General features: G+C 38.3%; 12 protein-coding genes. 2 read left to right on the forward strand and 10 right to left on the reverse strand.

The features are described from left to right. Positions 1–48: 48 nt before the first annotated feature. From ACE1ET_RS10535 to ACE1ET_RS10545, 3 genes are read right to left on the reverse strand one after another with little or no spacing between them, the layout of a single operon-like run. Positions 49–2,169: a S46 family peptidase gene (locus ACE1ET_RS10535; protein ID WP_375728362.1), complete on the reverse strand. Its 2,121-nt coding sequence runs from the start codon at positions 2,167–2,169 to the stop codon at positions 49–51. Positions 2,170–2,175: 6 nt separating this feature from the next. Continuing rightward, a complete protein-coding gene (locus ACE1ET_RS10540) occupies positions 2,176–2,766 on the reverse strand; it encodes a Maf-like protein (RefSeq protein WP_375728363.1) in 591 nt (196 codons plus the stop codon). Next, on the reverse strand, positions 2,763–3,746 hold the full coding sequence (locus tag ACE1ET_RS10545) for a geranylgeranylglycerol-phosphate geranylgeranyltransferase (protein ID WP_375728364.1): 984 nt from the start codon (positions 3,744–3,746) through the stop codon (positions 2,763–2,765). The genes ACE1ET_RS10540 and ACE1ET_RS10545 overlap by 4 nt, the downstream gene beginning before the upstream one ends. Positions 3,747–3,975: 229 nt before the next feature. Here ACE1ET_RS10545 and ACE1ET_RS10550 point away from each other — a divergent pair, with 229 nt between their 5' ends. Next, positions 3,976–4,419, forward strand: coding sequence for a DUF3828 domain-containing protein (locus ACE1ET_RS10550; protein WP_375728365.1), 444 nt, complete (start codon positions 3,976–3,978; stop codon positions 4,417–4,419). Positions 4,420–4,556: 137 nt separating this feature from the next. On the opposite strand, the gene ACE1ET_RS10555 is transcribed toward ACE1ET_RS10550, so the two are convergent. The 5 genes from ACE1ET_RS10555 to ACE1ET_RS10575 form a co-directional block, all read right to left on the reverse strand. Further along, positions 4,557–5,351, reverse strand: a complete 795-nt coding sequence (locus ACE1ET_RS10555) for a metallophosphoesterase family protein (RefSeq protein ID WP_375728366.1) — start codon at positions 5,349–5,351, stop codon at positions 4,557–4,559. Between the two features lie 185 nt (positions 5,352–5,536). Further along, positions 5,537–6,421: a lysophospholipid acyltransferase family protein gene (locus ACE1ET_RS10560; RefSeq protein WP_375728367.1), complete on the reverse strand. Its 885-nt coding sequence runs from the start codon at positions 6,419–6,421 to the stop codon at positions 5,537–5,539. A gap of 52 nt (positions 6,422–6,473) precedes the next feature. Continuing rightward, positions 6,474–7,694: an MlaD family protein gene (locus tag ACE1ET_RS10565; RefSeq protein ID WP_375728368.1), complete on the reverse strand. Its 1,221-nt coding sequence runs from the start codon at positions 7,692–7,694 to the stop codon at positions 6,474–6,476. A gap of 29 nt (positions 7,695–7,723) precedes the next feature. Beyond that, a complete protein-coding gene (locus tag ACE1ET_RS10570; protein WP_375728369.1) occupies positions 7,724–8,521 on the reverse strand; it encodes a hypothetical protein in 798 nt (265 codons plus the stop codon). A 17-nt stretch (positions 8,522–8,538) separates the two neighbouring features. Beyond that, entirely contained in the window at positions 8,539–9,675 is a 1,137-nt protein-coding gene (locus tag ACE1ET_RS10575; RefSeq protein ID WP_375728370.1) for an N-acetylmuramoyl-L-alanine amidase family protein, read from the reverse strand. Positions 9,676–9,860: 185 nt separating this feature from the next. Between ACE1ET_RS10575 and ACE1ET_RS10580 the strand changes: the two genes are divergently transcribed. Then, a complete protein-coding gene (locus tag ACE1ET_RS10580) occupies positions 9,861–12,581 on the forward strand; it encodes a putative LPS assembly protein LptD (protein WP_375728371.1) in 2,721 nt (906 codons plus the stop codon). Here the strand turns inward: ACE1ET_RS10580 and ACE1ET_RS10585 are convergent, their stop codons facing one another. Then, positions 12,582–13,418 (reverse strand): UDP-2,3-diacylglucosamine diphosphatase, encoded by an 837-nt coding sequence (locus ACE1ET_RS10585; protein ID WP_375728372.1) that lies wholly within the window; start codon positions 13,416–13,418, stop codon positions 12,582–12,584. An 83-nt stretch (positions 13,419–13,501) separates the two neighbouring features. Next, positions 13,502–14,692, reverse strand: coding sequence for a right-handed parallel beta-helix repeat-containing protein (locus ACE1ET_RS10590; protein ID WP_375728373.1), 1,191 nt, complete (start codon positions 14,690–14,692; stop codon positions 13,502–13,504). Positions 14,693–14,808: the final 116 nt, after the last annotated feature.

Here is a 14,808-nt window from a genome sequence, read left to right on the forward strand (position 1 = left end):
GTTCGTTTCTACAATACCCAAAACTTTATATTCTCCAAATTATTGTGTTTACCGGATAATTTTCATTTCGTCAAGCAGATATCCGGCGGCTGCAAATTTATCAATAATAAAAAGAATATACCTGATATCGACAGTAATATTGCGGCAAATCTTTGGATTATAATACAGGTCGCTCATCACGCCGTCCCATGCCCTGTCAAAATTCAGGCCGATCAGTTCTCCGTTGGCATTAAATACCGGACTTCCTGAATTTCCTCCCGTGGTATGATTGGTTGCCACAAAATCAATATTTAGTAATCCATCTTCACCATATGGCCCAAAATCAGATTCGTTCAATAATTGACGCAACTTATCCGGTATATTATAGTCGTAAATTTCAGGATCATCTTTCTGTAGGATTCCTTCTGAAGTTGTGTAATATTTGTAATGTACACCATCTTTGGGATCATAACCTTTTACTTTCCCATAAGAGACCCGCATGGTGGAGTTGGCATCAGGGAAGTAGATTTTATCCGGTGCATACGCCATGATGGCTTTCATATAAATTCTGTCCAGACTGTCGATAGAAGCTTTTATTTTTCTTACCTGAGGCATTAAGTTATCGTTATAAATGCTTTGATATTCCTTATAAGTAATAAAGAACGGATCTTTTTTCAGGCTTCTAACTACCTTATCATTTCCTTTGTTGTAGGCAGCGATCCAAAGTGTGTCATCAATTAGTGAATGCCTGTACAGATAGTCCGTAACTTTTTCAATGTCACCCTTTTTCTTTTTATAAACCGATTTTAGTGTTTCAGGGATAATATTCTGGTTGCTGTAGGCAAACAAGTATGTCAGCAACCGTTTGGTCAGATCGCGGTCAACCGTTACATCATAATCCTTGTAAAACACTGCAATTTCATCTTCTGAAGCTCTGTTTTTATTCATTTTGGACCTCAGCACAATCTTCTGTATGGCATCGGCTTTACTGAAGCATTCCATGCTGTTTTTTCCAAAAAGTTCCCGCAATACATTGGCATCTGTATTCAGTTGTGCATAGCTGCCGTATAATTTTTTGTACTGATCCAGAATATTTTTGTACGCTGCTTTGTTATCCGCCCAGTTTTGAAAATCTTTTTCAAATGCTTCTTTTTTGTTGATGACACCAAACCGGTCCAGCCCCTTGATTTCTCCGCGCCAGCGCTTCCATGAATTGCTCAGACTGGCTTCTTTATCAGCATATTTTATGCGTCGTCCAGGATCAAGATTCATATGGTAATTGATGACTTCGAGTTTTCTGTCCCTGATCTCAATCAGCCTGGGATAAAGCATATCGTGCAGCATTTTCAAATGGTACGATGTTTTGTATTCCTCTGTTGTGCCGGGGTATCCGAAAACCATTGTAAAATCATTTTCATGAACGCCTTTCAATGAAACAGGGAAGGAGTGAGCCGGTTTATAAGGCACATTGTCATCGGAATAATCTTTGGGACTATTGTTGGCATCTGCATAAATTCGGAAAACACTGAAGTCACCGCCATGGCGTGGCCACATCCAGTTATCCGTATTGCCGCCAAATCCGCCCACCGAAGAAGGTGGTGCTCCAACCAGACGGACATCGGTATAAACTTCGTAAATGAATAGAAAATACTGATTTCCTTCGAAAAACGCATTTACATCTGCTTTATAATGGTTGCCTTTAATGGCACGGTTAATCAGTGTGTCGCTGTTGATCTGTATGATGTTATTACGTTGACTGATAGTCATATTATCGGCAACGCCTTTCAGAACATCATTGGTTACGTCACGCATTTCTTTTAAAAACGTTACAGTAAGACCCGGATTCGGAAGTTCTTCTTTCCGGTTCATAGCCCAAAAACCATCAGTAAGATAGTCGTGTTCAACGGTGCTGTGCCGTTGTATGTATTTAAAGCCGCAATGATGATTGGTAAAGACCAGGCCTGCGTCCGAAACAACCACACCGCTGCAACCACCGCCAAATTTTACCACCCCATCTTTCATCGATGCCTGGTTCACACTGTAAATATCTTCGGCAGAGAGTTTAAAACCATCGGCCTGCATTTCTCCAATGTTATATTGTTCAATGAGTAACGGAAGCCACATGCCTTCTCTGGCACCGGCAGAAAAGGATATAACTGTAACAAGAATTAAAAGTGAAATGTGTTTCATTTGGAATTAAAACTTTTTGAGTTCCTGATAGAGTTTTTGAACCGGGAGTCCCATTACATTATAAAATGATCCGTTAATTTTTTCTACGCCAATAAAACCTATCCATTCCTGAATGCCGTAAGCACCGGCCTTGTCAAATGGACGGTAGTTGTCAACGTAAAAGGCTGTTTCCTGTGGTGTTAACCAGCAAAAGGTTACATCTGAAACACTTGAAAAGGCCACTTGTTTATGTTTGGTGGTCAGGCAAACGCCGGTAATTACCTCGTGTGTTTTACCCGATAAAAGCGTGAGCATATCTATGGCTTCCGGTCTGTCGGCCGGTTTGTTGAGTATGTCTGAACCGGAAATAACAACCGTGTCCGCAGTTATGATCAGTTCATTATCGGCCATGCTTTTTTTATAATACGCTGCTTTCTTTTGAGCCAGAAATTCAGCTACACTTGCCGGGTGAAGATCATGTGGAAAGGATTCATCCAGTTCGTTTGACGCCCTGGTTTGAAAAATAATGCCCAAGCCTTTTAACAGCTCTTTACGGCGAGGAGAGTTTGAAGCCAGAATGATGTGATATTTCTCAAGGTTAATTAACGGAGAACTCATTGAATGATAAGGTTAAAGAAAGGAACAGCAAATTCCTTTGCGATCAGCAGATAAATTGGAATGGTGAATAATGTTCCGGCGAACATAATGAATTTCATAATATTGCCTGCCAGACGAAATTCGCCCGGTTTCTGCGCTTTGTAAAATGTGATGGCAAAATACAGGAAGGGAAATATTAATGCCAGGAAGAAGTAAAACAGAACAAATTTATTCTCGATTGTTACCTGATACTGACTGAATTTATAAATCATGTATCCGGCGGTTAATGAGGTTAATGCCAATACTATGACTTTGGTCCAGAATTGTCCGAGTACAATGGGTACGGTATTGCATTCCAATTCGCGGTCGCCTTCCTCGTCTTCCATGTCTTTCACAAGTTCCCGGATCAATGTGGTAAAAAATGCAAACAGACTGAAAAGAATTCCCCAGTTAAAAATAAGACGGATGAGTCCGTTATCAATGTATTCTGTTCCGAACTTAAACCGCAGGAAGTAAACTTCGAAAAGTACAATGGTCATCGGAACCAGTGCGCTGCAAAGCGATACAATGATATTCCCAATGAGGAACTGCCGTTTGTAAACCGAAGAATAAAACCATAACAGACCCGGAATAAACAGAAAAATAACAGCAACAGCATAACTGTGCGCACGCCAGCTGAGCAAAAGACCTATGGCAACACCAACGCCTGTAAGCAACTGGTGGAGGGTCATGGCAAGTTTTCGTGAAATAGCTTTTCCAACAATAACCTCTTCAGGTTTATTGATCTCATCAATACGCGTATCGAAGTAATCGTTGATGATGTAACCTCCGGCAGCGATAAAGACGGTAGCGGCAACCAGTAACCCAAAATAGATATTGCCCGTAGCCAGTTCCGTTTTAAAAATGGCCAACAGCGGGTAGAGGATGGCATATCGTACAATCACCTGAATAAGAATGATGAATGCCAGATTCTTAACGCGTATAAGTTTTAAAAAATTCATCGGGTATCAAAAGTAAGAAATTAAACCAAATCCGAAAATGATTGGATTGCTTTTAAATCATTTTAAAGATTGTATTACGTACTGAAATTGGTAATATCAAAAATATGTACTTAATTTAAGTTGTTGTTGATTCAAATTTTGATCTTAATAATTTTGTGATTGTGTGTAAGATATGCATAACGAGGATCAGATAGTTTTTATATATTATTTTCACTTATAATAATGGTCAATGAGAAAACTAATTCTAATAGTTATAGCTTTATTAAGCTTATTTGATACAATATATTGCCAGTCCGGTCAAACGGAATTAGAGGAGGATGCAATAAAGGTGTTTTATATAAAATATCTCACAGAAATTGCAAAAGAGCATACTGATTATAATAAAGTAGATTCATTAAAAGAAATATATTGTACAAAGGAGCTCATATTTAATATTAATAATATAGAAATAGATTATGATCCCTTTTTTCAAGCACAGGATTTTGATTTGAGTTGGCTGGAAAATCTAACTGTTTTGCAAGATTCTGTACAATTTAATCAGTTTAATGTTTCATACTACGATGCTTATGAAATGAAACGTATAATTATAAAATTGACTGTAATACGCAATAGTAATTCTATTAAAATAAATGATATCAACAATACTTATGCAACAAAACTGCGTAATAACTGATGGACATATTGAATCCTTGATTATATGAAATCGGCCCGATATTAAAGAATAATTATCTCACGATTCATAGCAAACGTCTCACGATGTCACCCGTCACCTCGTAACCTGTAACCCGTCACCTCGTAACCTGTAACTCGTCACTTTTTTACATCCCATCCGTAATCCACGTATTCCCAGGTAAACTTATCATCGTCAACTTTAAATAATGTAAATCCTTCTTCCGTATTGCGGTTTGGGCCGTTCCACCAGGCACCGCAGATGGCACCGCCGGTAATATAATGGATGCTGTCAATATACACATCTTCGGCAATGTGTGTATGTCCCTGCATTACCAGTTTCAGATTGTGATCTTTGAACAGGTCAAGAATATCTTTTGAATTGGCTACCACAAGTGATGAGTCGTTACCTAATGTGCTGCCGTAATAAATCTGGTTGAATGTCGTTATAAAAGGAATATGCGTGGTGATGGCAATGGGTGTGTCTTTATCGGTTTTTGACAATTCTTTTTTGATCCATTCTTTTTGCTGGTCATCAATCCATCCAATATAACAACCCTTATCATCCTTTTCCACAGAATTAAGAATAAAGAATTTCCATCCGTTGTAACTGAATGTATAGTAGGAACTACCAAGCCTCTTTTCGAACATTTTTTCGTTGTACTCCGGGTTTTGGCTTAGATCCGTTTTTGTGTTACAAATACCGAATATCTCGTGGTTTCCCATGGTATTATGAACCGGCATATTCAATTCGCTGCTCACTTTCTCATAGAGCTTATATAATGAATCGGCTCTGCCATATGACTGCTTCAGTGCATCCATGATCAGATCGCCACCTGTAATTACAAAATCCGGTTTCAGATGATTGATCTCAGTAATAGCTTTTTCGAAACCTTCCACTGCGTGCTTTTCCGGTTGAAGATGGATATCAGTCATGAACACAAAACTGAACGGTTTGGAGGACTGTGAAAATGCTGAATTATAACTAGTGACGTAAATAATAACTATTACGATAGTTTTTAAAAGAGAACTTGGCCTCATAATGATTACAATTATTTGCTCAAATGTATAAAAATGATTTGTTGGAAATAAAACTTTCCCGTTAAAATACTGTGACAGTCTTAACCGTTTGCAGGACGTTGCCGTTTCCATCGCCGGTGCGACCAAAGCCAGTACTCCGGTTTTTCACGGATTGTTTTTTCCAGTCGGTTCATATAGCGTTTGGTAATTTCTCCATCTTCAAGAGCCGAAGGATCACTCACCAGTTCTTCAGTCCGCAATTCATAATATCCCCGTTTCAGTTTCATAATCTCCAGGTAAATAACCGGAAGGTTATATTTACGGGCATATTTTTCCGGTCCGTGTAAACAAGGTGTTTCCCGATTCAGGAAATCAATCCAGTAGGCCTGATCCATGTGTTTTGTTCCTGGACTTTGATCAGCCACCAGGATAAAAGCAGCATGTTTATCGTAGTATTGCTGAAATATGTCTGAGGTGTTTTTTATTTGATCCAGAACCGTTCCATACCGGCTACGGTTTTTGTGAATAAATGCATCTATATGAGGATTTTTGATGCGTTTGTTGATGGCAATAAATTTAAAACCGGCTTGCAGAGGTGCTGATAGTGCACCCCATTCCCAGTTACCGTAATGCCCGGTAACCACTAGTATGGATTGATTTGTGGATTCGTATGTTGAGAAACTTTCAGAATGAATCAGATGGTGCCTTTTGGTTATGGCTTCAGGATTCATCCCAAAGGCTTTAAAGCTTTCTACAAAGATGTCAGCCAGGTGATGAAAGAACTTCTTTTCTATAAGTAATCTTTCATGTTCGGTTTTCTCAGGAAATGAGGAGGCAAGATTTGACCGTACTATATTCCGTCTGTATTTAAAGCCATAATAAAGGACAACATAAATGACATCTGCAAACGCATAAAAAAAGGCAAACGGAATAAAGGAAGTGATTTTAGCAAAGATTTTCAGTAATATATAAACCAGTTTCCCCAACGTTATAACATTAAAAAACAAAAAGAATCAGGACGTAAAATCAGAGCAAAGTCTATTTAATGGCCTTTTTCAACGAAACTATTTTGTTTCCGTTGAATGTAATGACCTCGGCAGATGGATATGTTTGTCTGATTTTGTCGGCTGCGTCAATCGCAGAACTGTAATCCTTAAAGTTTCCAATGGAATAGTAGAATACGCCTTTCTGTTGATGCTCATTAATGACAGAAGGATCAGTAAAATTTTCGGTGTCAATATTTACGGCATTGCTGGTTTGTTTTACCAATACCGAGAAATATGTATTATCGTCCACATTTCTTGTAACACCGTTTTCATCAATGTACACATCCTTACCCCAATCAATCAGTGAAAGATGAACGTATTTTGATGGTTGCTGTTGCATATCGGTCAGCAGTTTGTCAAGCGATTCTGTCGTCGCATTCAGGTTGGCATACAGTGCCTTGTCGTTCACCAGGTTACCCAGCGAACCTTCGTTATTAACTACTTTAACCAATATGGAATTCAAACTGGCAACAGCTGTATCTATACGCGAAATAGCAAGTTTTAAATCCGAAGATGCCAACGAATCGGTTATGGCATTTACGTTGGTTAACGTAGCTTTTAACCCGGTTTCACTGTTATTTAAGTCCTGTGTGATTCTTCTGAGATTTCTTATCGTGGCTGTCAGATCTCCTCTTTCACCCAGCTGATTTTTAATAGATTCTGTTGTGGCATCAAGATTTGCCACAGATGTACTTAAATGATTGATCGTACTGTCAGCAATCAGATCATCAAGTTTTTTTACATACTCTGCAATCTTTTCTTTAACAGGGCCAAGTTGGTCCTCAAGTCCACCCAACATGCCTTTATCTATATTACTTGGTAATGTATCTCCGTTTTCGTAGTATGATCCACGACCAGGAACCAGTTCCAGTTTTACAGCTTTGGTTCCCAATAAATCAAGATCGTACAACACAGCCTTGGAGCCTTTCGGAATTTTCAATTTTTCATCTTCCAGAACCATAGTCACGATAAGCTTGCTGTTATCATCACTTAGTTCAATATTTTCTACAAGTCCCACTTTGAATCCTCTTACCATAACAAAGTTAGACTCCATCAAACCACCTACATCTTCAAATTCACAATAATAGTAATTAGCCGGAGTAAGGAGGTTGCGTCCTTTGAGAAAATTAAAACCCCAGATAAAAAGGGCAAGTATTACAGCAATTAATAAACCAATCTGTGCTTCTCTTGATTTGAGAACTTTCAATTTCATACTTTCAATTTATGGTGCAAAAGTAGGAATTACTTTCGAGAGTCCCTCACAATTTTTTTAGCTTCGAGTACCGGAATACGTTCGTTATTGTTGAACGCAATTATAAATGCCTCTGGATAACGCACTAGCAGATCATTAAGGATTTGTTTAGCGGCGTTAAAATCCCTGGCATTTCCGGCAGTATATTTATAAAAACTACCATCCATATAATATGAAACATCCGGAATACCTGCTAATCCGGGATCATTCATGGATAGTTCTTTGTTCGACATAACAAACTGTATCTTAAATATTACACCGGATGCATCAATTTTTTGAACCTGTTCTGTAGGTTTTGCCTGTTTTGTTTCTGTTTTAACCGGTTGTGCTTCAGGAACGGACTTTTGTTCAGTTTTTTGTACAGTCTGTGGTTTTATTGTATCTGTTTTGGTTTCATCCGCACCTTTTTCAGTGTCTTCTATCATCACATCTTTTAAAGCTGTAATATTTTCCGGTACTTCATAATTTTTCAGCACTGGTCTCAGTAAATGTTTTTCTACTGTTATGGTCACAGTATCTGTTGTGGCAATGCCACCGGGGAGATTGGGTAAATCATCATTTTTCTGAAACACAATGGTAATAATATACTTATCACTTTTGCGATCATATTCAATGCCTTCAACAACACCAAGTTTGTTGGTTTTACCGGCCAGCATTTCCAGTTTTTCCTTTTTTGAAGTAGTACTACGTTTAACAATGTTAAAACCTATAATAATAACAATAATTGCAAGTACAATGATTGCTCCTGTTCGGGCTTCTTTCGACTTTAAAAAACTCAGATTTACCACAGTCAAGGTTATTTTAGTTAATTTTTAGCTTTAATAAGGCGTTTGGCTTCAGATATCGAAATGCGTTCCCCGTCCTTAAATGCTGCAATAAATGCATCAGGATACCTGTCTTTAATGTTGTTCTGTATTTCTTTAATTACACTCAAATCACTTGAGTTGCCAGTTGTATATTTGTAAAAGGCCCCATCCTTATATTTCCAAACAGCTACTAAATTCTTAAATGCCGGATCATCTGGTGCAAGTTCAGTTTTAGACAGCAGAAACTGAACTTTATATGTTACGCCATGATCTTCGATGACAGAATTCTCATTTTCAGGCTCTTTCTGGTTTGCTAAGATAACAGTTTTTTTGTTTTTAGCGTCAATTTGTTGTTTGTAAGTTCTTACTGACCTGAAAATAGCTGAGGCCATAAACTCTTGTCCTTCTTTCGACATCAGGAATTTTTCTTCTGTTGAATTGGTAATAAATCCCAACTCAATAAGTACCGAAGGCATGGTTGTCCGGTGTAATACAAGGAAAGGTCCCTGGTGTATACCATAATTACGTCTGCCAACTCTGTTTTTAAACTGATCCTGAATTTCCTGTGCCAGGTTAAGGCTCTGCTCAAAATATGCTTTAGTAGAATTGAAATTGAAAATTATATACGATTCATCCTTGTTAGGATCAAACCCCTGGTAAACCTCCTCGTAATTATCTTCCATTTCAATTACCGAGTTCTCCAATTTTGCCAGCTCAAGGTTCGACTGATATTTTCCAACACCCAACAGCCAGCTAGAAGCTCCCGTAACCCTTGAATTAGAAACTGCATTTACATGTATGGATAAAAACAGATCGGCGTGATTACGGTTGGCAATGTTCGCTCTTTCATGCAGCTCGATAAATTCATCCGTTTTTCTTGTGTATATAACTTTAACATCCGGCATATATTTTTCAATATACTGACCTGTAAGCAAAGCCACAGCAAGGTTGATGTCTTTTTCTTTTGCTTTCCTGCCTATGGCTCCAGGATCTTTTCCTCCATGTCCTGCATCAATGACAATAGTTTTAATCTGGTATGCCTGAGCATCCAGATTGTTTGGGATAAAAAAGATCAATGTTAAAACAAAAATAACCTTCAGCCTCCCGACGAATTTTTTCCAAAGCAACGATGTCATATTATAATACCCTGTTATGTTTGTTTAACGTTAAAAATTGTTTTTGGCTGCTATATTTTTAATGTTTTTAGATAGCTTTGCCGTTTTAATACCAGTTTGAATTTAACAGACACAAAAATAATTGATTAAAGTTGTTAAAAAAATTTAGTATATATCTTTTTAACCGCAATTTTTTAATCTTTTTAGTGATTTCTTGCCTCTTTTGCGGACAGGCTTTGTTGGCTCAGAATGCTGACAGAGATTCGCTTGTGTTTCCATCGGATTCAATCCGGAGTTTGCCGGATAAGGTTGCTGCCGACACAATTCCAAAGGACTCTGCAACTGTTATAACAACGGAGGAACGAATTGCAATGATAAGTCCGACAAAATCCTTATTTGCTGCCAATGTTGACTATAATGCCGATTCCATTGTAATGATAGGTACCAGCGAAGTTGAGATGTTTGGGAATGCCAGTGTGGTTTATGGCGAGACAGATCTTAAATCGTATTACATCTGGATGAATCTTGATAGTAGTTTGATTTATGCACGAGGTCGGCTTGACAGTACAAATACACTAGTGGAAACTCCTGAATTTACGGATGATGGAACAACCTATAATCAAGAGGAGCTTACATATAATTACAACACAGGTAAGGCTTTAATTAAGAATGTTGTCACTGAGCAAGGAGAAGGATTTGTGACCAGTGAAACAACAAAGCGCATTGGTGAGGATGCATTTTGTATGAAAAACGGAGAATATACAACCTGTGCAAATCATGATCATCCGCATTTTTATTTAAAGATGACAAAGGCCAAGGTCAGACCTGGCAAAAATATTGTTACGGGACCAGCATACATGGTGATGGAGGATGTACCGATTTACCCGCTGTTTATACCATTTGGATTTTTCCCGTTTACTAAAAGTTATTCTTCAGGTTTTGTTATGCCATCGTACGGAGAGGAGAATAACAGAGGTTTTTATCTGAGAGATGGTGGCTATTACTTTGCACTGAACGACTATTTTGACCTTTCAACAACCGGAGACATATATTCAAAGGGGTCATGGGCTGTAAGAGCGCGTTCAAACTACAGATTGAAATACAGGTTTAACGGGAGTGTAAACATATCTTACATCAATAACGTTGTAGGAGAAAAAGCTTTAGCGGGAGATTATACTGCTACCAAGGATTTTTCTATTAGATGGACGCATTCTCAGGATAGTAAAGCTGCAGCTTATTCCAATTTTTCAGCCAGTGTGGATTTTACCTCCACCTCATTTGAAAAGAACAGTATCGGGGTGGAGTCAGTTATATACAATCCAAGTTATCTGGCACGAAACCAAAAGAGTTCCAGCGTATCCTATTCAAGAACATTTCCAGGAACCCCTTTCTCTATGTCATCAACGTTACTGGCCTCACAAAATGCAGCCGACTCATCGTTAAGTCTTACATTGCCACAGCTTAACCTCAATATGTCAAGAATTTATCCATTTAAACGTAAAAAGAAAATAGGAAGGGACAGGTGGTATGAAAAAATAGGCATGTCTTATTCTGCGACCCTTAGTAATAGTGTAAGCGATAAGCAGGCGGCTATAATGAATGGAGATCCTTCGGTTCACTGGAGAAATGGGGTAAGGCACTCAATTCCTGTGTCAACATCCTTTAATATTTTAAAAAATATTTCCATTTCGCCAAGTGTAAGTTATACTGAACGATGGTATACCGAAAGTATTAATAAAACAGTAGATACACTGGATAACATGACAACCAAAGTTGTAACCGATACCGCTAATGGCTTTTACCGGGTTTACGATTACAATGCTTCGGTAAGTGCATCTACAAAATTATATGGTTTTTATACCCCATTCAGGAAACTATTCGGAGATAAGGTGGAGCAGATCCGTCACGTGATGACTCCCTCTGTAAGTTTGAGTTATCGTCCTGATTTTGGACAGGAAAAATGGGGCTATTATGATACCTATACGGAATATAATGCGGCAACTGATGAATGGTTGACCAGAGAGTATTCTCATTTTCAGGGCTCATTATATGGTACGCCGGGAAGTGGGAAATATGGAGCTGCCAGTTTTTCTGTGGGTAATAATGTGGAGATGAAAGTGAAAAATGATGCAGACTCTACAGGTAACGGATTTAAAAAGATTAAGTTGCTTGAGAGCCTGAATTTTGCTACAAGTTATAACATGGCCATCGACTCTATGAGGTGGTCCGATATTTCCGTAAGGGGAAGAACAAAACTATTTAAGGGATTATCCATAAATGCAGGTGCCACGTTTGATCCTTATGTAACAACCGTGAACAGTAATGGTCGTGTTATACGGATAAATCAGACACATTGGGAAAGGGACCGAAGTATTGGTAAGCTGAAAAACCTTACGCTGTCTACCGGGTATTCATTTAATAATGAAAAGTTGAAATCCTTTCTGAAAGGATTCAGTGGTGGTGGAGATGAAGCTGAAACCAAAACAGCGGATGACAGTGAGGGTAAATCTTCTGACAGCAAATCAAAAAGTGATTCAAAATACGACGATGACGGGTATCTTTTGTTTAAAATACCATGGAATCTTTCGTTCAGTTATTCATATTCATTACGTGGAGCGTACGATAAAACAATGGATGATTTCAAATATACCGGGGTGTCAAACTTCCGTTTTAACGGTAGTCTGACCCTGACAGAAAAATGGTCCATGAATTTTTCTTCCGGATACGACTTCAGAAATCGTGAAATAACATCGACTAACCTGTCTATAAACAGAAACCTCCATTGCTGGTCAATGAGTTTCAATGCTGTGCCGTTTGGCCGGTATAAAACATATAACTTCACCATTCATGTGAATTCCTCTATGCTCCAGGATCTTAAGTACGAAAAGCGGAGTTCACCATGGGATAACCCGGGCTGGAACCAATAATCAGTTTGAAAGTAAGGGGAATTCTTTCAGCATAAGGTAATAAAGGCTCTTCTTGTTTAAAACCACCGGTTCATCAAAAGTCAGCGTCGATTCTGTTTGTGAAAATGTTTTAAGTGTCCATTTCCCATGCGAGTATTCTGCTGAGGTACAATGTTCAACCCAATCGCCGCAATTAATATAGTTCAGAGTTCCGTTGTTATCACTAATGATTTTGTTTACAGGAGTGTGCGTGTGACCGCAAATAACTGTTCCGTAACCTTTTTTCCTGGCATGTGTGATAATTCGTTCTTCAAACCCGGATAACTTTTCAGGATGTGTTTTGATCTTTTCCTTTATGGTTTTGTAAATGATTACAGATCCCAAACCAAACACCGAGAGGGTTTTATTAATGGCTTTATTGGTTATAGTGATCAGACCATATAGTGCCGCTCCGGTTCGGGCGAGCCATTTATGCTGATGGATGATACGGTCGTAAAAATCACCATGAAAAATCCATGTTTTTAGTCCGTTCTGGTTAAGCTCATGCTGATTGACTATTTTCAGGTTCTGAAATGAAACACCGGAAAGGTTACGCATAACTTCGTCATGATTTCCCGTAATATAGATTACCTCTGTTCCGTTTTCAAGAAATTTAATCAGTAAACGGATGATTTTGAGATGTGTCTTTGGAAAATAACTGCGGCTGAACCGCCAGGAATCAATGATATCGCCGTTTAAAATGAGTTTCTCCGGATGAATGCTTTTCAGGTAGTTAATTAGTTCTCTCGCTTTGCAGGCATGGGTTCCAAGATGAATATCCGAGATGACTGCAACTTCAACATTGCGTGGTAGATTCATTAAGTTTTTGGTAAAAGTAACACAAAAACGTTATATCAGTGTGAATCTGTAATGAAAAAGGTATTACAAAAACAGAAGGTGATTTACCGTTTATTGGCACCAATATCTGCTAAATACAATATCTCCTGATTAGAATTATTGTGTGAACCATTTTCCAGCGAGATAGAAGAATTTACAACCTCGGAAATATTTTTGGCGAGGAGAAGGTTGCCACGTGAAACATTTTTAAACCAGCTTTCTTCAGCATGTGTAATGTTATTTTCAATCCTAATTACGGCCAGATCGTTCGAGTCTATGTTTTTATTAGTCAGGTTATTAATAATTTCAACCCTTCCGGATTCGTCCAGGCACTCAATGGAATAGGGATAATCGGAGGGATTATAAATGGTATTGTTATAAACTTTTACATCTTTTGCATTACAGATATAAATTCCCGATTCCCGGATAACCGAAATCATGTTATTGCGGATAATTCCACCGGAATGCGGTTCATTGTTGAACCCAAATAAAATTCCACGGTCACAGTTTACAATTACATTGTTTTCTGCAATACAGTTTTTTGATGCGTTTCTGAACCGGATAGCACCAGTGGATTGTTTCTGATCCCTGGAATTAAGGTTCTTGAACGTGCAATTGCTGATGCGCCAGTCTGTTCCGCCATAGATATCAATTCCGCCACACGGATTATTCTGTGCTTTGCTGTCGGTTAGTTCAAACAAACAGTTTTCAACAGTTCCGTAATCTGCATGATCACTTGAGTAATCTTCATCGTAGGTTGCAACTACCATCTGGCTTTTAATGTTATAGAACCGGATATTCTGAACATAAAGGCTATCGGCATCCTTTTCTCCCTGTATTTTTATTCCGTTTCCGCTTACCTCTCCAATAGTAATATCCTTAACTGCAAAATTATTTGCCGAAATTGTGAAAATACGGCTTATGCTTCCGTTTATACCTTTCCCTTTCAATATAACACGATCACGATTGGCTGATTCACTTCGGTAGATAATTCCATCTCCGGCAATTCGAATTGGTTCGGAAATTTCATATTCACCGTCTTTTATGACCACGACCTTATTCCCATCTTTAGTCAACCTCGTTGTGGCCATCAATTCCGGAACATTGGATACATATATTATTTCTTTGCCGGCTTCTTTGGGAAACAGATCAGTGAATTCCATCTTTTGGCTGATGTCAGATTCACTATTATTCTCACATGAGAAATGAGTTAGTGACACCAGAACAATAAGTGCGGCAATAAGTGAATATTTCATAACTTTTAAGTTTAATATAATGTTAAAATTAACATTTGATCCATGTCTGAGACTTAAAAGTGGGCTAACTGTACTAATGACAGATGAGAGCTTTCTTACACGTACAAAATTATTAA

The organism is Quyinboa mangrovi (assembly GCF_042219825.1).
GTDB lineage: Bacteria > Bacteroidota > Bacteroidia > Bacteroidales > UBA5342 > JBHJHP01.